The organism is Holophaga foetida DSM 6591 (assembly GCF_000242615.2).
Taxonomy (GTDB): domain Bacteria; phylum Acidobacteriota; class Holophagae; order Holophagales; family Holophagaceae; genus Holophaga; species Holophaga foetida.
On the sequence record NZ_KI912268.1, the window covers coordinates 1,914,285 to 1,935,933 of the forward strand.

Consider the following 21,649-nt stretch of genomic DNA (forward strand, 5'->3'; position numbering starts at 1 on the left):
GGCGGGAGGCCGCGCTAACGGCACTCCCGCGCTCGGGTGGAGAAAAGGGGATCAGGCCTTGGCCAGGCGCTGCCCCAGGATGTAGCCCAGCACCACGGCACGGCCATGGCTGAGGCCGGGACAGTGGAGGGGGTACTCGTTGGCAAAGAAGTTCCCCATGGCGTTGCCAGCCGCGTAGAGGCCCGGGATCTGCTCATCGCGCTTGTCGAGCACCTGCATGTCCTGGTCCACGTTCAGGCCGCCTACGGTCACCAGCAGGCAGGACTTGATGGGCAGGGCGAAGAAGGGCCCCTGCTCGATGGGGAACATGAGGTAGGGCTCCTTGCCGAAGTCCTGGTCCCGACCTTCCTTGGCGAACTTGGTGTAGCGGGCCACGGAGGCCTTGAGGGCCCCAGCGGGCACCCCCATGGCCTGAGCCAGGCCCTCCAGGGTGTCGGCCTTCAGGGCCAGCCCCTTCTTCACCGATGCCTCCAGGGCGGCGCGATCCTCCAGCACAGGGCCGTCGAAGCCCGTCTTGAAGGTGCTGAAGTCCCGCTCGTAGTTGGAGTCAAAGACCGCCCAGGCCTTCTTCCCCGGCTGCAGGGTGCGGCCGTTGTAGAGGGTCTGGTTGGGCAGGGCCTCGCTGCCGAAGCGCTGGCCGAACTTGTTGACCTGCAGGAAGCTCTGGTTGCCGGCCATCAGGTCGATGCCGATGCCGGGGATCGTGTGGATCATGGCGGGATGGGGAAGCGGCTGCATGGTCGCCCCGGCCCACATGGCCATCCTGAGGCCATCGCCAGTGTTGCCGCCGAAGGGGGTGTAGATCTTCACCTCGGGCACCGCCGCCGCGGGACACCACGCGTTCACCATCTCGGGGTTCTCGGTGTAGCTGCCCGTGGCCACCACCACGCCCTTCCGGGCCAGGATCCGGATGAAGCCGCCCTTGCTCTTGGCGACGACCCCCACGACCCGCCCGCCCTTCTCGCGCAAAAGCTGTTGGGCCGGGGTGCTGTATAGGAACTGGGCTCCCTTGGCCTTGGCCTCGGCCTCCATCATTCCCAGGAAGTATTCCTGGGTCGGGACGTACTCGTTGCCGCTGCTCCGGGCGGCCCCCTTCTTCACGAAGGTGTGGGCGGTGGTGTAGCCGGGGTAGAGGTCGGGGAACTTCCGGCCCACCAGGAAGGTGTCCGTGAGCACCACCTCCATGTCCCGGGCCTCGGCCAGGTCCGTGAAGTGGTCGAAGATCTCACCGCTCTTCTCGGCCCAGAGCCGCACCAGGTTCTGGTGGACCCGGTTGCCCGCGAAGGCCACCAGCTCGGCGATCACCCGCTCCCGGTCAATCCGGATGCCGGCCTTCTTCTGAACCCGGCTGTCGATGGCGCCATTATGCATGCCGCGAGCGGAGAAGGTCCTCATCTTCTCGATGACGACCACCTTGAGGCCAACCTCGGCGGCCCCCAGGGCGGTCCCCATGCCCGCGATCCCGGCCCCTAGGACGAGCACATCCGTCTCGAGGGTCTGGGTGATCTTGCTCTCGGGAATGGGTGCAGGAGCCACCTCCCAGTTGTGTCCCCCCGCAGGGGCCACCGGTGAGGGCGCCGCGCCCTGGGGGGCCTCCAGGATCTGGGCCGCGCCCAGGGAGCCCGCCGCGCTGACACCCACCCCGGCGAGGAAGGACTGCTTCAGGAACAGGCGGCGACCCGATTCCGGGGCCTTGTTGTTTTCATCCTTGCTCATGAACCCTCCTCCATTGGGGGCAAGCCACAGGCCGAAGGCCTGGGGGGCCAAGTAGCTCTTCAGATCCAAACCCTGCAGAGGGTGGATTTGCGGTACATTGCGCAGGCAGATCGTGTAGCACCAGTGTCCGCCCCTGCCCTCCCGGGGTCCAACGCAATTTCCCAATCATCTCAAGGCCGTCAAGGGAATACCGGCCGAGGCAAGGCCCCCGGATCAGGGGCTATGCCCCGTGGATTCTCCAGTTGAACAGTATAAAAATTATTAATTATGCCAAAAAACTGTTCAAGCCCGACTCTGAATTCCCAAGATCCAGGGCGATCGCATTTTTAATGCGATTGCCCTACCCAAAAGCCCCCTTGACGTCCAGGCATATCGCAACCATCATAGTTACGGATACGAAATCCCATGAACAACAACACCCGATTCACCGTCGCCATCCATATCCTCACGCTCCTCGCATACTGCGGGCCGGAGCCCCTGACCTCCGAGTTCATCGCAGGCAGCGTCAACACCAACCCGGTGGTCATCCGCCGCATCCTGGCCAACCTGCGCCAGGCGGGTCTGGTGTCCTCCCAGGGGGGGCCCGGCGGGGGCTGGCAGCTCCTCAAGGCGGCCGAGGCCATCACCCTCCGCCACGTATTCCTGGCCATGGAAGAGACCTCGATCTTCCCCCTCCACAGCTCGGACCCCAACCCCCTCTGCCCCGTGGGCCGCACCATCCAGCAGGCTTTGATGCGCCGTTTCCAGTCCGCCCAGGCGGCCCTGGAGCAGGATCTGGATCGCACCACCATCGCCCAGCTTGTCCAGAACGTCAGCGATGAGTGCTGACTTTTTTTCAACAAATTCGTAACCATATCGGTTGCGGTTCATCTCAAATTCCATAAGGAGAACCACCATGATCCTCGTCACCGGCGCTTCCGGCCAGCTCGGCCACCTCGTCATCCAGAACCTGCTGAAGCAGGTCCCTGCCACCCAGATCGCTGCTCTGGTGCGCACTCCCGCCAAGGCTCAGGACCTGGCCACCCTCGGCGTGGAACTGCGCCAGGGCGATTATGAGCAGCCCGAGACCCTCGACAGGGCCCTCCAGGGCGTCGAGAAGGTGCTCCTGATCTCCTCCAGCGAAGTCGGCAAACGCTATCCCCAGCATGTCGCCCTCATCGACGCCGCCAAGCGTGCAGGCGTCAAGCTCCTGGCCTACACCAGCATCCTGCGGGCCGACAGCTCCCCCCTGCCCCTGGCCGCCGAGCACAAGGCCACGGAGGAGTATCTGAAGACGGCCGGTGTGCCCTACGTCCTGCTGCGCAATGGCTGGTACACCGAGAACTACACCGCCAGCGTTCCCGCCGCCCTCCAGCTCGGAGCGGTCTACGGTGCCGCCGGGGATGGCCGTATCGCCTCCGCCGCCCGGGCCGACTACGCCGCCGCCGCCGCCCAGGTCCTCGTCCTGCCCGACCAGGCCGGCAAGGTCTACGAACTGGCCGGGGACACGGCCTACACCCTGACGGAGCTGGCCGCCGAGATCGCCAGGCAGACCGGCAAGGCCATCACCTACCAGAACATCCCGGAGGTGGCCTACCAGCAGGCCCTCGTGGGGGCTGGCCTGCCCGAGGGCCTGGCCACGCTGCTGGCGGAGTCGGATACCGGGGCATCCAAGGGCGGCCTTTACGATGACGGGAAAGTCCTGAGTGGCCTCATCGGCCGTCCCACGACGCCCCTCGCAACCCTGGTCACCGCAGCCCTCAAGGGCTGATCCCCAGGGGCCCCCATGGCATGCTGAAGGCCTGCCTTGGGGGCCCCTTGTCTTTCCGCAGCCAACCCTTCCGCCGCACGGTCCAGATCGCCCTTCTGTTGCTCTGCCTGTGGATCGGCGTGGAGTTCTTCCTCTTCATGCGCTGGGGGATGAGCGGCGGGGCGGCCCTCTATGTGCCCCATCCACCGGGAGCCGAGGGATTCCTCCCCATCAGCGCCCTCATGAGCCTGCGCCAGTGGGTCGAGACAGGGCATCTGACAAGCATCCATCCAGCGGGCCTCTTCATCCTCATCGCCATCCTGGCCATCAGCCTCCTGCTGAAGAAGGGTTTCTGCGGCTGGCTCTGCCCCGTGGGCACCCTGAGCGAAGCCCTATGGGAGCTGGGGAGAAGACTCTTCAGGCGCAACCTCAGCCTGCCCCGCTGGGCGGACTGGCCCCTGCGGATGCTGAAGTATCTCCTCCTGGCCTTCTTCCTGTGGGCCGTCCTGGGCATGGACGGGCACAGCCTGGATACCTTCCTGGCGAGCCCGTACAACCGCATGGCCGACCTGAAGATGTATCTCTTCTTCGCCCGCATCAGCGGCCTGGCCATCGGCGTGATCCTGGTGCTGGCCCTGCTCTCGGTCCTGGTGCAGAACTTCTGGTGCCGCTACCTCTGCCCCTACGGCGCCCTCCTGGGCTTCCTGAGCCTGGCCAGCCCCCTGAAGGTGCGGCGCGAGAAGAGCACTTGCATCGACTGCGGGCGCTGCACCCGGGCCTGCCCCTCCCGGATCCAGGTCCATGCCGCCACCCGGGTCCGCAGTGACGAGTGCATGGCCTGTTTGCGCTGCGTGGACGCCTGCCCCGTGAAGGAGACCCTGGCCATGGAGGCCCCGGGGCAGGTCAAGGTTCCCGGCATCCACTTCGGCGCCCTGGTGCTGGGCCTCTTCCTCCTGGTCTGCGGCTTGGCCATGGCCACCGGGCACTGGCGGAACGAGATCAGCCGGGAGGAATACCTCCGCCGCATCCCGGAGCTGGATTCGCCTCTATATCAGCACAACCGAGGGCAGGCGCCGAGGGAATGAGGAGCCCTCGGCGCCGGGATGCGGAAACCCTTCAAACAGGGGTCTGCCTGGTACAGCAGGAACTCACACAACCGCGGCGCTGCCGCCGTCTGGATAGATGATCTGCCCGGTGACAAACGCCGAAGCGTCGGATGCCAGGAAGACCGCAGGCCCGATGTTGTCCTCTGGCAGCCCGATCCGGCCCATGGGGATGTTCCGGAGTATGTTGGGCTTGAGTTCGGGGTTCGCTGCGAAGACAGAGGCCATCATCGGCGTATCCGTGATGACCGGGCCGATGGCATTCACATTGACATTGAACTTCGCCCACTCGGAGGCGAGGCTCTTGGTCAACATGTCCACGGCACCTTTCGTCGTGGAGTAGGCGGTGTTCCCGCCCCCGCCGATGACCGCCCGGATGCCGCGGATGGAGGTCACATTGATGATCTTCCCGTACCTGTTCTCCACCATGGCGCGCCCAAACTCCCGGCAGGCGATCATCATACCTGTGACGTTGGTGGAGACCATGGACTCCCACTCGGCCACGGGCAGGTCGAAGGTCGAGTATTTCTTGTTGTAGCCCTGGGAATTGACGAGGATCTGCACGAACCCCATCTCCTCGGCGGCCTTCTCGGCCAGGGCGGCGATGCTCTCCTCCCTGGAGGCATCCACCTGGAGACAGAGGACCTTCTTTCCGATCTCCTGCTCGATCTTGTCGGCGGCGGCCTTCAGGGTTTCCAGGGTGCGGCTGGCGATGGCCACCTTGGCACCATAGAAAGCGAGCCCCTTGGCGATCTCCAGGCCAATCCCACCGCCACCGCCGATGACAACTGCGTTTTTCCCCTCAAGAGAAAAAATATTCTTCATTTCACACCTCACATGTGTCGTTGGAAACACTGCAGATCCCAGCAGCACCCTAGCTGTTGGGGTAGTTGACGATCACGAGCATGGTGGCGGGCAGGTTGCTCTCATTCACCAGGGTCCGCCCCTCTCCCGATCCGATGTGGATGGAGTCCGTGGGCCCCAGGACAAACTTCTCCTTCTCGTCCTTGCTGTAGACCGTAACCTCGCCACTGAGGACGAAATAGACCTTCTCCACGGGAGACTCGTCGTATTCCGCGCCCCCCTTGGGGAGGAAATGGGACATGCCCACCCAGAACTTGGTGATGCCGGACTCATCCTTCCCATGAAGGCGAAGCGCCGACATGTTGAAGTGCTTGGGCGCCTCGTAGGGCTGACAGTTCTTGACTTCCCGTTTGATCATAGATGCCTCCATGCGCCGAATGGCGGGGACAGTAGGGTTCACTTGCCGTAGATGACCTTGATGAGGTATTCGGAAAGCTCTCGCTTGCAGGTGGCCATGGATTCAGGGGTCCACTCCCTCCAGCCCTTGCCGTTCGACTTGAAGCCGAGCTCGCCTTTGGCGACCTTCTCCTGGAGCAGAGGAGATGGCTCGGTGGAGTTCTCGAGATGCTTGAGGATGTAGCTGTGGATCTGGAGCGTAAGATCCAGCCCCGCGAGGTCCGAATTCTCCATGGGCGCGAGCTGGGGGAGTCGCATCCCGAAGCTGGTCTTGATGGCCTCATCCACCGTTGCGGCATCAGCGATGCCGCGCTCCACGATGGAGATTGCCTCGCGCCATAGAGCGTGCTGGAGACGGTTGGCGACGAAACCCGGCACATCCTTGTTCACCCGGATCGGGCGCTTCCCGACCTGCCGGAGCAGCTCCATGGTGTAGTCCATGGTGGCTTCGGAGGTCTCGGCGGCCTTGACCACCTCCACCAGGGGAATCAGGTAGGGCGGATTCCAGAAGTGGGCTCCGACCACCCGGTCCTTCCGGCTGGTCTTGGCCGCAATCTCCGTTGGGCTCATGACCGAGGTGTTGGTGGCGTAGACCGTATCTGGGCGCGTCAGCGGCTCCAGGTCCCGGAACAGGTTCTGCTTGATCTCCATATCCTCGGCGACACATTCGACGATGAAGTCCGCCTTGCGCACCGCATCCGCCAAGTTGTTGGTGGGGGTGATCCGGGTTTTGATCGAGGCGACCTCATTCGCGGAGAAAACCCCTTTGTCGACCAGAGGCCTGAGATTGGTCTCAACACGCTCAAAGATCTCCGCAGGCGGAGTGGCTCGGCTGAATATCTGGACCTGGCAGTTCTTGGAGTAGGCAAAGGCCTGGGCCAGCCCACAACCCATCAGTCCAGACCCGATGATGGCAATATGGTTGAATTCTTTCATGTCGGCTCCGAAGAGAACTGCGGCTTAGTTGCGCGCAGGGATGCCGAGGATCTGGCGAGCCTCGTCGGGGGTGGCGACTTCCTTGCCGAGGGCCTCAATGATCTTCTTGGTGCGCTCGACGAACTCGACGTTGGACTTGGCCAGCACGCCCTTGGACAGGAAGATGTTGTCTTCCATGCCGATGCGGACGTGCCCCCCCAGGGCGATGGAGGCGGCGATGATGGGCAGGTGCATCTGGCCGATGCCGAAGGCGGACCAGGTGTGGCCCTGACCCTGGGGGATGTTGCGGAGCAGGATGCAGAGGTTCTCGACGGTGGCGGGGATGCCGTTGGCGGCGCCGAGGACGAACTGGAAGTGCTGGGGCCCCTGGAGGATGCCCTTCTTGAGGAGGTAGGTGGCGTTGTAGATCCAGCTGATGTCGAAGATCTCGATCTCAGGCTTGACCTTGCACTCGCGCATAGCGATGGCGGTGGACTCAAGGAAGCGGGGGCTGTTCTCGAAGATGCCGCTGTGCTGCCAGTTCATGGTGCCGCAATCGTAGGAGGCCATCTCGGGGCGCAGCTCGACGAAGGGCTTCTGGCGGATTTCGTCCGTGAGGCCCAGGCCGCCGGAGGTGGTCAGGTTCAGGACCATGTTGCTGTTGGCGGCGCGGATCAGGTCCACGGTCTCCTTGAACTTGTTGAAGTCCATGGTGGGAACGCTGTTGTCATCGCGCACGTGGATGTGGGAGACGGAGGCACCGGCCTTTTCGCAGGCGAGCACGTCCTCGGCAATCTCCTGGGGGGTCAGGGGCACGTAGGGGGTGTCGGTCTTCTTGGGCCAGGCGCCGGTGTGGGCGACGGTCAGAATGACCTTGTTGGACAGATCGGACATGGTTTTCCTCAAACAATGGTTTTTAAGCGCACCTTTCCTGTGCCATAGCTGGCACGGGAAGCGCATGAATGAAACGGGCGGGCTCCTGGGCGTAGCCAGAAGTTTCCCGAATGGGAATGCCCTTGCGGGGACTGCGATTCCCGAATCCTATGCAAACCAGTCGATTCCTGGAATTCGAAAGGATCAATGGCTGCAATAGCGATTTTCTATGGGTTGTCCCTGACCCGTGAGATTGGGGCAGTCGTCCTCGCAGCTCCTCGCCAACCCAAGTCGGGCCAAATTTTCGATCGAAAACAGCTAACAAGCTTCAAAAACCAGCATTTGATCAAGCGTGGCAACTCGAATCACACCCGATTGAAGGATTCTTCTATCGGCACAATTGAAAATTCGGGTTTCCAATCATGGAGGCACTCAGGAAAGCTGGCAGTGCTTTTGCCGCAAAAGTCAATACTGCCACCAAAACAGTGAGCATTTCGTCGGTGGGGCGTGGGCGAGGCTGCCTCAGGTAGACGGAGCCCCCACCGATGAAATGCGGTGTTGAACAAGCCCGGAGCGGCGGGGGAGTTGGGCGAGGGCTATGGGGAAATCGCGCCTGCTGATCCACTTTTGGGGACGCCAGGTCCCCTGTCGCCCAGGGATTGCTGACTGCTGAGCCCGACAGTCCCGGCAGGGGCTTGGACCGAGTTGGCGTCACAGCAGGGCTTCGCCGTCCCGCCGTGGTGGAGGTCGTGGTGCAGGTGATGGATAGCTGAGAGGCTGACAGTCATGGCATCACCGCCGGGGGTGCCCTGGAGGCTTCACTCATCAGCGGTCGCCAGAGGATCAGACCACCACAATGAGGGCAGCGTTGCCCCGTGCCTTCGGCTGGACACGCCTCGGCTCTGGGTTTCGGAGCAGGCAGCAGGGCCCTGGCCTGTTCCAGCAGACCTCCACCCTGGGCCGAGGCGTAGAGGCCAAAGTGCCGGATCTTATGGAAGCCATCCGGAAGGACATGCTGGACAAAGCGGCGCAGGAACTCGATGGGGTGGAGGGTGACGGTCTGCTGGCCCCGGGTGCGGAAGGTGACATGCCCCGGCCCCACGTCGATCAGCCGGGAATTGGCGATACCCACCCGGTGGGTGTAGCGCCCCAGGTAGCTCAGCACATGCTGGGAACGCCGGAAGGGGGCTTTCGCATAGACGACCCAGGACTTGTGGCGGGCGAGGGTGGCCATGAGGGCATTGAAGCCCTGATCTGGCAGGATGCCCTTCCGGCGGAGTCCTCGCAGGGCATCCAGCATCTTTCCCCGCAGCAGCTTGCCCATGGCCTTCACCGGGAACAGGTAGTCCTTTCTGGCGTGGACGAACCGGCTCCCATCCAGCGAAAGCCCGCCCGCCGTGGCCAGCACGTGGACATGGGGATGGAAGCGGAGGTCCCGGGTCCAGGTGTGGAGCACCAGGGTGAGCCCCAGGGTGGCCCGGAGGTGGGTCCGTCCCAACTCCGCCAGGACCTCGCCGGTGACCTGGAACAGGGCGCCATAGACCTCCACTGGATGGCGCATGGCCACGGGCTTCAGCTCCGAGGGGAGCGTGAACACCAGGTGGAAGTGGGGCACCGGCAGGATGCGCTCGGCCCGGGCATCGATCCACTTCTGCTGGGCTGCGGCCTGGCACTTGGGGCAGTGACGGTTCCGGCAACTGTTGTAGACCGGATGCTCCCGACCGCAGCCGGTACATACCTCGACATGGCCGCCGAGGGCGGCTGTGCGACACCGGCTGATGGCCGTCAGGACGCGCTTCTGGGGCCGGGAGAGGCGATGGAGCCGCTCCAGTTCCGGGCGGTGCGCCCTGACGATATCCGCGATGTCGTGGCGAGGCCTTGGGAAGGCCACGGCGCTATAGCTTCAAATCCTCCAGAGGACTTCTCACGGAAGCGATCTGGCTCGGTGAGACCTGGGTGTAGATCGTCGTGGACTTGATGCTGCCGTGCCCCAGCACCACCTGGATCTTTCGCAGGTCCGTGCCGTGCTCCAGAAGGTTCGTGGCAAAGGAGTGCCGGAGCATGTGGGGGGTGACCACCTTGCCGATGCCCGCCACGGCGGAGGCGCAAAGCAAGGCTCGGCGCGCGGTTTCGTGGCAGAGCGGCTTGCCCGCCTTCGAGGTGAACACCCAGGGGAGTGGTGGGCGTTCGTGCCCGTAGTACCTCCGAAGCAGGGCGTAGAGGCTGGAGCTCAGGGGGACCAGGCGTTCCTTTCCACCCTTACCGTTGCGCACATGGATGACCCGCTGCATCGCGTCGATGTCGGTGGTCTGGAGCAGACTGGCCTCACGGATCCTGAGCCCGGTGGCGTAGATGAGGGCAAAGAACACTCGGTATTTGGCGACCAGGAAGGCATCCAGCACCCGCTGGATTTCGGCTGGGCTCAGGACCGTGGGCAGCGGGGCGTCCTTGCGGGGCATCGAGATGAAGGCCACCTTCTCCGGCTGCCCCAGGGTGCGAGCGTAGAGGAACTTCAGCGCCGAGTAGTGGCACCGCAGCCGTTCCGGCCCGATGGGCTGCAGCCGGAGGTGGTCCACCCAGCGGCGGATAGCCTCCTGATCCGCCTCCGCCAGATCCGAGCCCAGAGCCTCCTCAAAGCGCCGGATCGAAGCTAGGTATTGCTGGATCGTCCCTTTCGCCCGATCCGCCATTCGCAGGTCCGCTTCCAGGCGGGATAGAGATAGACTGACGTCCTTCATGTAGTACCTCCTTGGTCGTTGTCAGGCGACATCAGAAACTGACCCAGGAACGACACGAAAGTTGACCCCCCTCACGGAGGGGAAGTCATGGGAAGAAATCGAGGCAATCTCGTACCTGCACAAGTGGGAGACGGGATGCTGGGCAACGAGGAGGCAGGGCAAGTCTTTGCCCTGAGGAAGTTGGGCTGGGGGATGAGACGGATCGCCGAGGAGTTGGGGATATCCCGGAACACCGTGAAAGCCTGGCTGAAGGCAGGTCCAGATCGCCGTTACGGCGGTCCAAATCGCGAGGCCACGTTGGATACTCACCGCGACTGGCTTCGGGAGCGGTGGCGGGCCGGAGTGAGGAATGGTGATGTCTTCCGTCAGGAACTACTGGCCAAGGGGGTGCAGACGAGCCTGCGCACAGTGGAGCGGGCGATCCGCCCCCTGCGTCGGGAGCAGGTCGTGAGCGATCGGGCCACGCTGCGCTTTGAGACCCCACCGGGCAAGCAGATGCAGATCGACTTCGGAGAGAAGTGGCTGGAGATCGGCCGGGTTCCGCAGAAACGCTTCGTATTTGTGGGGACCCTGGGCTACAGCCGCCGCGACTATGCGGAGGTCTGCTTCGGGCTCCGGCAGCGGGACTGGATCCTGGGTATCGAGCACGCCTTTCGCCACTTCGGCGGCGTACCGGAGGAACTGCTGGTGGACAATGCCAAACCCCTGGTCCTGTCGCACCCTCGTTCCGGAAAAGCCCAGTTCCATCCTGAGTTCCTGGCCTTCTGCGAGCACTGGGGCGTGCGGCCGAAAGCCTGCCAGCCCTACCGCGCCCGAACCAAGGGGAAGGTGGAGAGCGGGGTCGGCTATGTGAAAGGCAATGCCCTGGGCGGACTGGCCTTCGAGAGCGACTTGGCCCTGGACCTCCACTTGGCCAAGTGGCTCCGGGAGGTAGCGGATGTGCGGGTCCACGGCACCACCTTCGAGAAGCCCATCGAGCGCTTCGAGGCGGGTGAGCGCATGGCGCTGCGGCCCATCGGGAACCATCCCAGCTACATGAAGTCGCGCTGGGAGGAGCGGAAGGTATCCTCTGACTTCCGCATCGACATCGATACCAACCGCTACAGCGTTCCACCGGGCCTGGTGGGAGAGGTGGTGGATGTGCTCATCGAGCAGGACCTCATCCAGGTCCACTTCCAGGATCGGATCGTGGCGGAGCACAGCGTGGCACCGGGACGGCATCAGGTCGTGGAGGATCCTGGCCACGTGCTGACCTTCGTGAACGGACACGCCTGGATCGGTCGCCCCAATGAAATCGAGCGCCCCCTGTCGGTCTACGAGGAGGTGGTGGGAGGTGAGCCATGGTGAACCCCCAGATGGAGCGCATTCAGAGCCACCTGAGCCGGATGAAGCTGACGACGACCCGGGACCGCCTGGATGGCCTGCTTCAGGAGGCTGCACGAAAGGAACTGAGCTTCCTGGACTTCCTGGATCTGGTGCTCTCGGAGGAGGCAGCGGCCAAGGACTCAAAGCGAACCCGGATGGGCATCCAGATCGCCCACTTCCCGATCCGGCGGAGCCTGGATGACTACGACTTCGACCTTCAGCCGAGCCTGGATCGCCGCCTGATCCGGGAGCTGGAGACGGGGACCTTCATCGCTCATGCGGAGAACATCCTGCTCCTTGGGCCACCAGGGGTGGGTAAGACCCACTTGGCCATCGGGTTGGGGCGGAAGTCCATCGAACGGGGCGCGAGCTGCCTGTTCGTGAGCGCCACGGCCCTGGTGGGTCAACTGATGCGGGCCGAGGCAGAGGGTCGCCTGGAGGAGCGTCTCCTGCATTTCTCGAAGCCCAAACTACTGATTGTGGATGAGCTAGGATATCTACCCTTCGAGCGGCGGGCGGCCCACCTCATGTTCCAGCTCGTGAACCGGAGATATGAGCGGGGCAGCCTCATGATCACCAGCAACCAGCCAGTGGGTGCGTGGGGCGAGGTGTTCGGGGATACCATCCTGGCAACCGCCATCCTGGACCGACTGCTGCACCACAGCCACATCATCACCATCAAAGGCGAGAGTTACCGCCTGCGGGAGAAGCGCCGAGCCGGGATCGTCCCGGCCCCGGTGCCAGCGGCCACCACCTGAGCCGCACCCAGTGGGGTGTCCTCCGCTTCGGCCTACGGCCTACGCTCCAGACACCCCACGGGCTCATACAACAAGGGGGTCAATATTCGTGTCGCCGGGTGGGTTAATTTTCATGTCGCTTGACAGTCGTCTGGCGATGCGTCAACATCGCGATGACCAAGGAGCCTTCATTTACATGGAATTGCTAGCTTTCTTACTGCGCGGGCCCGCCACACGGCGCCACCCCCGCCGCGGAGCGGCTTCGTTCAACCATCCCTACCGGGTGATGGATATCCAGCCATCTGCCTTGGGCCTGCTGAGCCGTAGGCACAACTCAATCAAATACAGTTATTTTCCAGATAAATGGGAGAACGCATGAAAAAGCTCGCATGTTCCATTGCGGCCATGGCCACCCTTCTGGCTGTGGGTTGCGACAAGAAAAGGCCAGCCGAGATCAAAATCGGCGTGGTCCAGGCACAGACAGGTATGTTCGCTTCCTTCGGCCAAGGCGCCGTCTTCGGCCTCCAGGCCGCTGTGGAGGACATCAACAGGCTGGGGGGCGTCCAGGTCGGCGACCAGAAGATGCCCATCAAGCTTGTGGTGGTGGATAACGAGAGCGATCCCAACAAGGCCGGTACCCTGGCCGAAGGGCTCATCAACCAGGACGGGGTCAGTTTCATCGTGACGGGGGATGAGCCCCCTCCGATGCACCCGGGCGTCTCCCAGGCTTGCGAGCGGTACAAAGTCCCGTATGTGACCAGCACTGGCCCCTTGGAGGCCTATGCCGCCATGCGGAATGAAACGCCCACCAAGTGGCAGTACACCTGGGCAAGCGGCATGATGGCCATTTCAAGTCCAGCGACCGGAAACGACTTCAGGACTGGCAAGCCCGGTTATACCGTGCTGGATACCTGGGTTTCCATGCTGGACCAGTTCGGATCCCAGACGAACAAGAAAGTCGGGATCCTGGCCTCCGATGATCCCGATGGCCGCAGCTGGTACACCCTTTTCGGCCCCTCCTTGAAGAAGCTGGGCTACACCCCTGTCGGCGTCGAGAAGAACCTTGGCTTGACTCCCATGGAAACCACGGACTTCTCCTCGGTGGTGCAGGCGTGGAAGGATTCGGACGTGGAGATCCTGTGGGGCAATGCCCCCGGCCCCTTCTTCGGTGCCGTCTGGAAGCAGTGCAAGGCCCTGGGCTTCACCCCCAAGATCGCCATGATCAGCCGGGGAGCGCTCTATTACAACGATGTGAATGCCTGGGGTGGCGAACTTCCCCACGCCATAGGTTCCGAGGTGTGGTGGGATCCCTCATTCAAGAACTGTCCAGGATTCGGGGATACCACCCCCGCCTCCCTTGCCGCACGCTGGAAGAGCGCCAAGAATCAGCCACTGAACCCTGCCATCGGTCCTGGCTACCGTTCGATCCAGATCATTGTGGATGCCATCCAGCGAGCCAAGTCCCTTGACTCCGAGAAGGTCAACGCTGCGCTCAAGGACACGGACCTCATGACCATCTGTCACCGGGTCAAGTTCGACGAGTTACACTTCAACCGCGGCCCTGTGGTTTTCGGCCAGTGGTTCAGGAACGACACTCCGGAGAAATGGGAATTGCGGACCGTCTTCTCCAAACTGGACTTCGTTCCGAAGAACGGCGAACCGATCTTCCCCATGCCTGCCAAGTAGACCTGACCTGGGGCGGACTGGTGGGCCAGCCCGCCCCTTGGCGAGGGTTTCAACAGACTCACCCCTCGGGAAGGGTCATCAGAAATTGCGAAAGCAACGGATTATCGCTTTTCTCGTGCCAGATGGCCTCGAAGCGCACCTTGGGAACCTCATCCGCAAAGGTCAGGCACTTCACCTGGTACTGGGGATAGAACTCGACCATCCTGCGGGAAATCACCGCGACTCCCAGTCCAGCCTCGATCATCAACAGAAGGGTTTCAACATCCGGCACCATTCGCACGATCCGGAGGTCGAAGCCGTTGCGGTGGCAGGACCGCTCCAGCCAGTTCAAGACCGGCGAGGAGGCTTCCCGGGTCAGGGTGACGACCGGCGTCGTCTCCAGCATGGTGAGCGACGCGGAGTCCCGGGAGGCTAGGGGATGGTCCAGGCGGAGCGCGAGCACAAGGTCATCGGTATAGAGGGTGCGTCGGTGGACACCTCCCGCACTTTCCTGCCCCAGGCTCATGGTAAACCCAACATCCACCTGGTTGCTGGAGACCGCCTCATCCAGACCTGTCAGCGTGTAGCGGTTCAGATTCAACCCGACAGCGGGGTGGGCTATGGCAAAGTCATGGATCCAATGAGACATCATGCTGTTGCTAATGGGCCCCAGGAAGCCCAGGGAGATCGTTCCGATAGCACCCGAGTCTAATTCACGGAGCCTCTGAACAAGATCGTTGTATTCCTGCATGATCTTGCCCATGTGCTGATAAAAATACGACCCATTTTGCGTAAGTTTAACAGCATGAGAGTCTCGAACAAACAGTTTAACACCAAGTTCATTTTCAAGAGATGAGATCTGATAACTTACGGAAGGCTGGGTCATGTACAGGCGTGCCGACGCTTTTGTAAAATTCAAATTCTCCGCAACCGCAAAGAAACATCGCCACTGCCTAGTATCCATGAGAACTCCTTAGCGTGTTCCAGATTGCAAAACAGACAGTCAAGCTGCCTCCAAAATACCCTACAGGCCACTCCACAATGCGATAGATAACATCTATCGCAACAATATAATCATTCGAATTCCACCCCCAAAGCATTTCTCCTATGGTTTGGATACCCTTCCAGCGCAGCGCAGAACCAACCGCTTGAAGCGTATCCGAGACCAGTGACCGAGCTGGGAATTCCATCTCGAACGCATTCCACCCCGTCCTCTATTTTTGCGGTTCAACTTCATGGTTGATCTGCTTGGAACCCTTATGCCGAGGCCACCCTAAATTCTCATCAAAAGCATCATTCATATAACTACCAAGCACCAGTGCCACAACCAACGGAGAAACAGCCATGAGCAAGAAAATCTACATCGATCTGAGCCACCCCTTCAGCGCGGAAGCCCCCCGCTGGCCCTACTTCGAGAAGGCCAGTGTCAACAGCACCCACACGATGGCCAAGAGCGGCGTCCTCACCCAGTGGATCAATGTCCCCCAGCACACCGGGACCCACTGCGACGCTCCCCGCCACGTCATGGAATACGAATTCGATGGTCGGCGCGCCCGCTATACCCACGAGATGCCCATCGACGCCTACACCGGCGAGGCGGTCTGCCTGAAGATCGAGGTCGAGCCCTGGGCCCTGATCGGCCCCAAGGAACTGGATGCAGCCTGCGAAAAAGCCGGGATCAAACCTGCCGAACTCGAGGGCATGGTCGTTGTGCTGGACACCGGCATGCACAAATACTACGACGATTCCAAGGCCTACTACCACTACGCCTGCGGCACTGGGGTCGAAGCTGGCCGCTGGTTCGTAAAGCATAAGGTCAAGTGCGTGGCCATGGACGGGCAGGCCCTGGACCACCCCCTTCACACTGCCATGGGGCTAAACGGCGGCACCCGACTGAATCTCCTCGGCCACTCTGGACGGCCGCTCGTTGAGGAATACACGGAGCTGTTCGGTGCGGAAGCCTATGCTGAGTTTGACAAGGACGAGTACATCAAGCTCCACGGCAAGGAGGCCTACGACCAGAAATACGGCTTCCTTGAGGAACACAGCGGCTGGGGCACCTGGGAGCCCTGCCACAAGCTCATGCTCGGAAACGGCATCGTGGGTGTGGAGAACCTGGGCGGCGACCTCGCCAAAGTGAGCGGCAAGCGCTTCAAGTTCATCTGCTTCCCCATGCGCTGGTACATGGGCGACGGTTCCATCGCCCGCTGCCTCGCCGAGATTGACGAGGACCAAGTTAACGAGGTTCCGGACCGCGAGTACCTCTACGGTGGCACCGGCTACGCCGACGAAGCCCGCGGTGGCGCCAACGGCATGCGGTACATCCAGCGCCTCTTCAACCGGAACAAGAAGTAGCTGGGAGACGTCTCCCGACAGGGCGGTCCATCGGGATTCCCAGAGCCTGAAGGCCAGATAACCGGGGGGGGGGAATTCCTCCCCCCGAAGCAATTCATGACAGGGCGGCCGAGGAGCCGGAATCAACAGGAGGGAAGGAATATGAATCGGGAAATCGTAGTCCTCAGTGCGGTCAGATCAGCAATCGGGACCTTCGGCGGGGCCCTCAAGGACATGGATCCATGTGCCCTCGGCGGTCTTGTCATCAAGGAGGCCATCCAGCGCTCTGGCGTCGATGCAAACCAGGTGACCTATGCCACCGTCGGCAACACCATACCTGCGGACGGCCGGTTCCCCTATGTCGCCCGGGTGTCTTCGGTCACTGGCGGGATGCCCATGGATTCGGTCGCTTTTGGCGTGAACCGCCTATGTGCCTCTGGATTGCAGGCCATTGTGTCCACATCGCAGGCCATCATCCTCGGCGAGGCAGACTTCGGGATCGGCGGGGGAGTGGAAGTCATGTCCCGTGGAGGCTACCTCATGCCGACTGCCCGCTGGGGCGCCCGGATGGGGGACACGCCCCTCGTCGACATGATGGTGGGAACCCTCACGGACCCCTTCGGGGCCGGCCACATGGGCGTTACCGCCGAAAACGTAGCCGCAAAGTGGGGGATCACACGGCAGGAGCAGGACGAACTGGCCCTTGAGTCCCAGATGAGAGCCGCACGCGCAATCAAGGCCGGACACTTCACCTCCCAGATCGTGCCAGTGACTCTGCGCGGCAAGAAGGGAGATATCACCTTCGACACGGATGAGCACCCCAGGTCCACCTCTCCCGAAGCCCTAGCGGCCATGAAACCGGCCTTCAAGAAGGATGGTACCGTGACCGCCGGGAATGCCTCCGGGCTCAATGACGGAGCGGCATTCTTCCTCTTGGCGGAAGCCTCGGCTGCCCAGAAAGGCGGCCATAAACCCATCGCCAGGGTGGTTTCCTGGGCTGTGGCGGGGGTGCCCAACGAGCTCATGGGAGAAGGCCCGATCCCGGCCTCCAGACTGGCCCTCTCCCGGGCTGGTCTAAGGGTCGACCAGATGGATGTCGTGGAATCCAACGAAGCCTTCGCAGCTCAGGCAATCGCAGTCTCCCGCGCGCTCGGTCTGGACCCCGCCAAGACCAACCCCAATGGTGGCGCCATCGCCCTCGGGCACCCCATCGGCGCAAGTGGTGCGTTCATCGCGACCAAAGCCCTTCACGAACTGGAAAGGATCCAGGGCCGCCATGCCCTCGTGACGATGTGCATCGGCGGCGGGCAGGGTATCGCGGTAGTGTTTGAGCGGATCTGATCCAGGGAGCGCGAAATGATCCTGCTGACTTCTGCCAACGGGAAGACGGGTCGGCACATGATGAAAGCCATGGTGGCCAAGGGGCTCCCGCTCAGGGCCATCTGCCGGTCCTCCGCGGGTCCGCTTGGCGCTCAGGAAGTCCTCTACGGGGACCAGCTGGACAAAGCTTTCCTGGGCCGTGCGATGGAGGGCGTCAAGGCGGTGATCCACATCGGCCCGCCCATGCACCCTCACGAAAGCGCCATGGGACAGTTCGTGATCGACGCCGCCCGGGAGAACGGTATTGAGCACTTTGTCTACATCTCGGTTCTGCACCCGCAGATCGAGGCCCTGCTCAACCACCAGGCCAAGCTGAGGGTGGAGAACGCCTTGATCCAGTCCCGCCTGCCCTTCACCATCCTGCAGCCGACCCACTACATGCAGAACATCGATGTGGCCTCGGTCGTGGCATCCGGCGTCCTGACCTCGCCCTTCGCCCTATCCAGCCGCCTTTCCTTCGTGGACATGGAGGATGTGGCGGAAGTGGCCGCAAAGGTCGTTCTGCAGCCAGACCACTGGTTCGCGACCTATCCCCTCTGCAGCGAAGACTGCCTGACCACCCATGAGGTGGCGGAAGCCATCTCCACCCATTCCGGCAGACCCATTGAGGCACGCTACATCTCCCTGGAACAGATCCTGGATACCCCGGGAACCGAAGGCAGTGTGGGGGACCAGACCCTGGACAAGCTCCGGAGACATCGTGGAGAAGTCCCGGACTACTCCATCGACGCGCTCCGACGACTGGTCGCCTGCTACAACAGCTATGGCATTCGCGGGAACCCCAACGTGCTCAGGTGGCTCCTGAACAGGGATCCGACCAATATCACGGCATTCATCCGTCGCCATCTTCCCCCGTTCAGGAGCGAAGATGGACAGCAATAAAAGACAACCCGATTATCGGCTTGCTTCAGCCAAGACCGAGGGGCTGGGAGGACTATTGGCAGGCACCGAAAAGCAATATCAGCTGGGATGGAGGGGATGAACCGGATAAAGCCATCAGCGGGCAACAATGGTCCACAAAGGCGCTCTGGCCCGCCCCACTATGCGGGGGCGCGCGGCAAAGCCGCACGCGTTCAGGAAGGGCAAGGGGGCTGTGGCACGTAGGCGTGTCTACGCCCCCTTGCCCTTCCTGAACCTGGCCAGAGCGCCGAGCCTCCTGTCAGCGGCTTTTCATCCCTTTCATCCTGGGCATCCCAGCTCATGCCTTTTTCGGCTGAGCAAAGCCGATAATCGGGAAAGACAAAATCCATCGCGACCGATCCTGCGGACATTGACTCCCGGCCGACCTTCTTTCCGGCCCTTGGGGTCCGATGGCCAGTTCTGCGGAACGCGTGCCCCATCATGGTGAATACGCTACCTATGACGGCGACTTGCTATGAGATGCCCCGGCCAGGATCGCATCCGCCTCTGCCAGCAGAACCTCCAGGGCCGGATTCAGGGCCTCCCGATTCCACACCAGGAAGACGTCCTCCATCGACCCGTCCCCGGCGAGGGGGACGATCTTTACCCGCGCGCTTCCGCAGGTGGCGGCCCGGTAGGCCGGGAAGACCGCCAGCCCCTCTCCGGCCTCCACCAGCAGGAAAAGCGAATCGAAGTCAGGCACCCGCCGCACCAGGTTCGGGCTCAGCCCGTACCGGGCGAACATCCGTACCACACCGGAGCAACCGGGGGGGTCGGCCTCCTGCAGGAGGTGGACGATGGGCTGGGATTCCAGATCCTCCAGGGTAAGACTCTCCCGGTCCGCCAGGGGATGCCCCTCGGGGAGCAGGACCACGACCGGCTCCTGGCCGATGAGCCGCCGCTGGAAGCCCGGGTGTTCCTCTTCCCCGAAGCCCAGGGTCACCCCCACATCCAGCTGCCCCTCCTCCAGGGCCTTCTCCAGGGAGGCCAGGTCCACCCGGGAGAGCTGGAGCAGCGTACCGGGATGGCGCTGGCGGAAGGCCTTGATCAGGCTGGGGACGAAGCCCCCCCCGGCATGCCCCGCGATGCCCAGGCTCACCTGGCCGAGCCTCCCGGCCTCGATGTCCCGGGCCTCCCCCACTACCTTCCGGTATAGGTTCAGCACATCCTCGATCTCATAAAAGAAGTGCCGCCCCTGGGGGGTCAGGCGGAGGGACTGGGGAAGCCTCCGGAAGAGTGTGATGCCCAGCTCCCGCTCCAGAGTCGCGATCTGGTAGCTCGCGGCGGACTGGGTGATGCCCAGGAGGCGGGCCGCCTTGGTGAAGCTCTGGTGCTCCACCACCAGCCTGAAACAGTTGAGCAGCTTGGTGTCCATGGGATTGTCCTAGCCCCCATTATGGCCTTAAGTTCCGGGCCCAGGATGAAGTGGACAGCATCGATCTTCCAGGCCCTAGCCCCTGGTATCTCGCGGCTTTGTTTGGCCCAGGTCATAGGAGCGGAAGGATAGGCTTTCCAAGCTTCCACAAACGCCCCATCCACCCATGCCCGCACCCCAGGGGCCCGCTCGGCCGGTCAGACGAGCGGCCCTTTCTGCGTGCGGCCCTGTCCGAAAGGTATCCCATGCACGCATCCCAGAACTACCCAGCCTTCCGCTGGTTCGTCCTGTTCTCCCTCCTTGTGGCAACGGTGGCAGGCAGCATTCTCATGATCACCCCAGCCCCCCTCATGGGGGAAGTCTCTCACCAGCTGGGGGTGGATCCCGGGGTCGCCACGGGTATCGTCATGGGCCTCTGGAACATCGTCGGCGCAAGCTCCTGCCTGCTGGCGGGTTTCCTGGTGGACCGCTTCGGCGCCAACCGGCTCATGATCGTCGGCTGCATCCTCCTCATCATCCCGACCCTCCTCTTCCCCCTGTCCGGTGGCAGCCTGAAGACCATCATCCTGCTGCGCATCATCCAGGCGGCTGGCCTGGGCCCCATCACCTCCACCCTGGCCACCCTGGCGGCGGATTGGTTCCCGGTCCGGCAGCGGGGCATGGTCGCGGGCCTCCAGGGTGTGGCCACCTCGGGGGGCGTCCTCATCGGCTTCCTGGCGGCCCCGGCCACCTTCATCCGCACCCACAGCTGGCTCAGCACCATGGGCTGGATGGCCATCGCGCCCGCCATCGCCCTGGCCTGCTGGGTCTTCGTGGCCCTGGGCCCCCAGCCCCCTGCGTCTGCTGACGAGCGCTCCGAAGAGGCCCGGGGCGAGGTCCAGGGCGCCTTCTCCAGGGCTCTCAGGTCAGCCACCACCTGGATCCTCATCGCCTCGGTCTTCATCAGCTGCTGGTTCTTCACCGGGGTCAACGACCTGACCCCCGGCTACATCGCCATCGCTCCCCCCACCGGACTGGGCTACGGTCCCGTGATGGCCGGCAGGCTCATGGGGCTCTACCAGATGTTCTTCATGCTGGGGGGGCTGCTGGTGGGCTTCATCTTCGAGAAGCTCTTCCGCGAAAGCGCCCGCGCCACCCTCGGCCTGGGCTTCCTGGTCTCAGGCGCCCTCGCCTGCTCGCTCCTGTCCCCCTCGGTCTGCGCCAAGGTCTCCACGCTCAGTCTGGTGCTCCCGGCCACGGCCTTCTTCGCCGCCTGGGTGGTGCCCACCATCGTCGCCTTCATCTCCATCAACTACCACCACTCTGTGGTGGGCCGCATCACCGGCATGGCCTTCGGCATCGGGTTCTACGCAGGCATCCCCGGCATCCTGGTGGGCTCAGCCATCCTCTCCAGGACGGGCAGCTACCACGGCTCCATCGCCCTCGTCGCCCTCGTCGCCATCCTCGGGGCCCTTCTGGTCCAGTTCCTCCCCTCCCCGAAGAGGGCGACCCGGACGGTCAAGGGCACGGACGAAGCCACGGTCTGAGGGAGGCCTGCCCGGGAAAGGGCGTGGGCCAGG

The 21,649-nt window shown here is 62.9% G+C and carries 19 protein-coding genes; 10 read left to right on the forward strand and 9 right to left on the reverse strand.

What is annotated here, in order from left to right; translation table 11 throughout:
* Window positions 1–51: 51 nt before the first annotated feature.
* Entirely contained in the window at window positions 52–1,716 is a 1,665-nt protein-coding gene (locus HOLFODRAFT_RS0208345) for an FAD-dependent oxidoreductase (RefSeq protein ID WP_005037759.1), read from the reverse strand.
* Between the two features lie 405 nt (window positions 1,717–2,121).
* Between HOLFODRAFT_RS0208345 and HOLFODRAFT_RS0208350 the strand changes: the two genes are divergently transcribed.
* The 3 genes from HOLFODRAFT_RS0208350 (at window position 2,122) to HOLFODRAFT_RS20185 (ending at window position 4,530) form a co-directional block, all read left to right on the forward strand.
* A complete protein-coding gene (locus HOLFODRAFT_RS0208350) occupies window positions 2,122–2,544 on the forward strand; it encodes an Rrf2 family transcriptional regulator (RefSeq protein ID WP_005037761.1) in 423 nt (140 codons plus the stop codon).
* A 67-nt stretch (window positions 2,545–2,611) separates the two neighbouring features.
* The gene (locus tag HOLFODRAFT_RS0208355) at window positions 2,612–3,466 is read left to right on the forward strand and encodes an SDR family oxidoreductase (protein ID WP_005037762.1); all 855 of its coding nucleotides are present in this window, start codon (window positions 2,612–2,614) and stop codon (window positions 3,464–3,466) included.
* Between the two features lie 47 nt (window positions 3,467–3,513).
* A complete protein-coding gene (locus HOLFODRAFT_RS20185) occupies window positions 3,514–4,530 on the forward strand; it encodes a 4Fe-4S binding protein (RefSeq protein ID WP_211237942.1) in 1,017 nt (338 codons plus the stop codon).
* A gap of 63 nt (window positions 4,531–4,593) precedes the next feature.
* Here the strand turns inward: HOLFODRAFT_RS20185 and HOLFODRAFT_RS0208365 are convergent, their stop codons facing one another.
* The 6 genes from HOLFODRAFT_RS0208365 to HOLFODRAFT_RS20190 form a co-directional block, all read right to left on the reverse strand.
* Window positions 4,594–5,373: an SDR family oxidoreductase gene (locus HOLFODRAFT_RS0208365; RefSeq protein ID WP_005037767.1), complete on the reverse strand. Its 780-nt coding sequence runs from the start codon at window positions 5,371–5,373 to the stop codon at window positions 4,594–4,596.
* A 49-nt stretch (window positions 5,374–5,422) separates the two neighbouring features.
* On the reverse strand, window positions 5,423–5,770 hold the full coding sequence (locus HOLFODRAFT_RS0208370) for a cupin domain-containing protein (protein ID WP_005037770.1): 348 nt from the start codon (window positions 5,768–5,770) through the stop codon (window positions 5,423–5,425).
* 38 nt (window positions 5,771–5,808) lie between these two features.
* Window positions 5,809–6,744 (reverse strand): 3-hydroxyacyl-CoA dehydrogenase family protein, encoded by a 936-nt coding sequence (locus HOLFODRAFT_RS0208375; protein WP_005037772.1) that lies wholly within the window; start codon window positions 6,742–6,744, stop codon window positions 5,809–5,811.
* 24 nt (window positions 6,745–6,768) lie between these two features.
* A complete protein-coding gene (locus tag HOLFODRAFT_RS0208380) occupies window positions 6,769–7,617 on the reverse strand; it encodes a beta-keto acid cleavage family enzyme (protein WP_005037776.1) in 849 nt (282 codons plus the stop codon).
* Window positions 7,618–8,380: 763 nt separating this feature from the next.
* Entirely contained in the window at window positions 8,381–9,487 is a 1,107-nt protein-coding gene (locus HOLFODRAFT_RS0208385) for an IS91 family transposase (RefSeq protein ID WP_005033235.1), read from the reverse strand.
* Between the two features lie 4 nt (window positions 9,488–9,491).
* A complete protein-coding gene (locus tag HOLFODRAFT_RS20190; protein ID WP_005033233.1) occupies window positions 9,492–10,334 on the reverse strand; it encodes a tyrosine-type recombinase/integrase in 843 nt (280 codons plus the stop codon).
* A gap of 135 nt (window positions 10,335–10,469) precedes the next feature.
* Between HOLFODRAFT_RS20190 and istA the strand changes: the two genes are divergently transcribed.
* The 3 genes from istA (at window position 10,470) to HOLFODRAFT_RS0208405 (ending at window position 14,122) form a co-directional block, all read left to right on the forward strand.
* Entirely contained in the window at window positions 10,470–11,681 is a 1,212-nt protein-coding gene (gene istA / locus HOLFODRAFT_RS0208395) for an IS21 family transposase (protein WP_005033230.1), read from the forward strand.
* A complete protein-coding gene (gene istB / locus HOLFODRAFT_RS0208400; protein WP_005033228.1) occupies window positions 11,675–12,457 on the forward strand; it encodes an IS21-like element helper ATPase IstB in 783 nt (260 codons plus the stop codon). Before istA ends, istB begins: the two co-directional genes overlap by 7 nt.
* A gap of 354 nt (window positions 12,458–12,811) precedes the next feature.
* On the forward strand, window positions 12,812–14,122 hold the full coding sequence (locus HOLFODRAFT_RS0208405; RefSeq protein ID WP_005037780.1) for an ABC transporter substrate-binding protein: 1,311 nt from the start codon (window positions 12,812–12,814) through the stop codon (window positions 14,120–14,122).
* A gap of 58 nt (window positions 14,123–14,180) precedes the next feature.
* On the opposite strand, the gene HOLFODRAFT_RS0208410 is transcribed toward HOLFODRAFT_RS0208405, so the two are convergent.
* On the reverse strand, window positions 14,181–15,065 hold the full coding sequence (locus tag HOLFODRAFT_RS0208410; protein ID WP_005037782.1) for a LysR family transcriptional regulator: 885 nt from the start codon (window positions 15,063–15,065) through the stop codon (window positions 14,181–14,183).
* A 380-nt stretch (window positions 15,066–15,445) separates the two neighbouring features.
* Between HOLFODRAFT_RS0208410 and HOLFODRAFT_RS0208415 the strand changes: the two genes are divergently transcribed.
* The 3 genes from HOLFODRAFT_RS0208415 (at window position 15,446) to HOLFODRAFT_RS20195 (ending at window position 18,697) form a co-directional block, all read left to right on the forward strand.
* Window positions 15,446–16,456 carry a cyclase family protein gene (locus tag HOLFODRAFT_RS0208415; RefSeq protein ID WP_005037784.1) on the forward strand — a complete coding sequence of 337 codons (1,011 nt, stop codon included), beginning with the start codon at window positions 15,446–15,448 and terminating at the stop codon, window positions 16,454–16,456.
* Between the two features lie 141 nt (window positions 16,457–16,597).
* Complete coding sequence (locus tag HOLFODRAFT_RS0208420) at window positions 16,598–17,776, forward strand: acetyl-CoA C-acyltransferase family protein (RefSeq protein ID WP_005037786.1); 1,179 nt, start codon at window positions 16,598–16,600, stop codon at window positions 17,774–17,776.
* Window positions 17,777–17,791: 15 nt separating this feature from the next.
* Window positions 17,792–18,697 (forward strand): SDR family oxidoreductase, encoded by a 906-nt coding sequence (locus HOLFODRAFT_RS20195; protein WP_005037788.1) that lies wholly within the window; start codon window positions 17,792–17,794, stop codon window positions 18,695–18,697.
* Window positions 18,698–19,172: 475 nt separating this feature from the next.
* Here HOLFODRAFT_RS20195 and HOLFODRAFT_RS0208430 read toward each other — a convergent pair whose 3' ends face one another.
* Window positions 19,173–20,090 (reverse strand): LysR family transcriptional regulator, encoded by a 918-nt coding sequence (locus HOLFODRAFT_RS0208430; protein ID WP_005037792.1) that lies wholly within the window; start codon window positions 20,088–20,090, stop codon window positions 19,173–19,175.
* A gap of 245 nt (window positions 20,091–20,335) precedes the next feature.
* Between HOLFODRAFT_RS0208430 and HOLFODRAFT_RS0208435 the strand changes: the two genes are divergently transcribed.
* Complete coding sequence (locus tag HOLFODRAFT_RS0208435) at window positions 20,336–21,616, forward strand: MFS transporter (protein WP_005037794.1); 1,281 nt, start codon at window positions 20,336–20,338, stop codon at window positions 21,614–21,616.
* The last annotated feature ends 33 nt before the right edge of the window (window positions 21,617–21,649 follow it).

Bases quoted from the DNA above. Each gene is read 5' to 3' on its own strand.
- HOLFODRAFT_RS0208345 (WP_005037759.1), bottom strand. From the start codon at position 1,716: ATGAGCAAGGATGAAAACAACAAGGCCCCGGAATCGGGTCGCCGCCTG.
- HOLFODRAFT_RS0208350 (WP_005037761.1), top strand. From the start codon at position 2,122: ATGAACAACAACACCCGATTCACCGTCGCCATCCATATCCTCACGCTC.
- HOLFODRAFT_RS0208355 (WP_005037762.1), top strand. From the start codon at position 2,612: ATGATCCTCGTCACCGGCGCTTCCGGCCAGCTCGGCCACCTCGTCATC.
- HOLFODRAFT_RS0208365 (WP_005037767.1), bottom strand. From the start codon at position 5,373: ATGAAGAATATTTTTTCTCTTGAGGGGAAAAACGCAGTTGTCATCGGC.
- HOLFODRAFT_RS0208370 (WP_005037770.1), bottom strand. From the start codon at position 5,770: ATGATCAAACGGGAAGTCAAGAACTGTCAGCCCTACGAGGCGCCCAAG.
- HOLFODRAFT_RS0208375 (WP_005037772.1), bottom strand. From the start codon at position 6,744: ATGAAAGAATTCAACCATATTGCCATCATCGGGTCTGGACTGATGGGT.
- HOLFODRAFT_RS0208380 (WP_005037776.1), bottom strand. From the start codon at position 7,617: ATGTCCGATCTGTCCAACAAGGTCATTCTGACCGTCGCCCACACCGGC.
- HOLFODRAFT_RS20190 (WP_005033233.1), bottom strand. From the start codon at position 10,334: ATGAAGGACGTCAGTCTATCTCTATCCCGCCTGGAAGCGGACCTGCGA.
- istA (WP_005033230.1), top strand. From the start codon at position 10,470: ATGCTGGGCAACGAGGAGGCAGGGCAAGTCTTTGCCCTGAGGAAGTTG.
- istB (WP_005033228.1), top strand. From the start codon at position 11,675: ATGGTGAACCCCCAGATGGAGCGCATTCAGAGCCACCTGAGCCGGATG.
- HOLFODRAFT_RS0208405 (WP_005037780.1), top strand. From the start codon at position 12,812: ATGAAAAAGCTCGCATGTTCCATTGCGGCCATGGCCACCCTTCTGGCT.
- HOLFODRAFT_RS0208410 (WP_005037782.1), bottom strand. From the start codon at position 15,065: ATGGATACTAGGCAGTGGCGATGTTTCTTTGCGGTTGCGGAGAATTTG.
- HOLFODRAFT_RS0208415 (WP_005037784.1), top strand. From the start codon at position 15,446: ATGAGCAAGAAAATCTACATCGATCTGAGCCACCCCTTCAGCGCGGAA.
- HOLFODRAFT_RS0208420 (WP_005037786.1), top strand. From the start codon at position 16,598: ATGAATCGGGAAATCGTAGTCCTCAGTGCGGTCAGATCAGCAATCGGG.
- HOLFODRAFT_RS20195 (WP_005037788.1), top strand. From the start codon at position 17,792: ATGATCCTGCTGACTTCTGCCAACGGGAAGACGGGTCGGCACATGATG.
- HOLFODRAFT_RS0208430 (WP_005037792.1), bottom strand. From the start codon at position 20,090: ATGGACACCAAGCTGCTCAACTGTTTCAGGCTGGTGGTGGAGCACCAG.
- HOLFODRAFT_RS0208435 (WP_005037794.1), top strand. From the start codon at position 20,336: ATGCACGCATCCCAGAACTACCCAGCCTTCCGCTGGTTCGTCCTGTTC.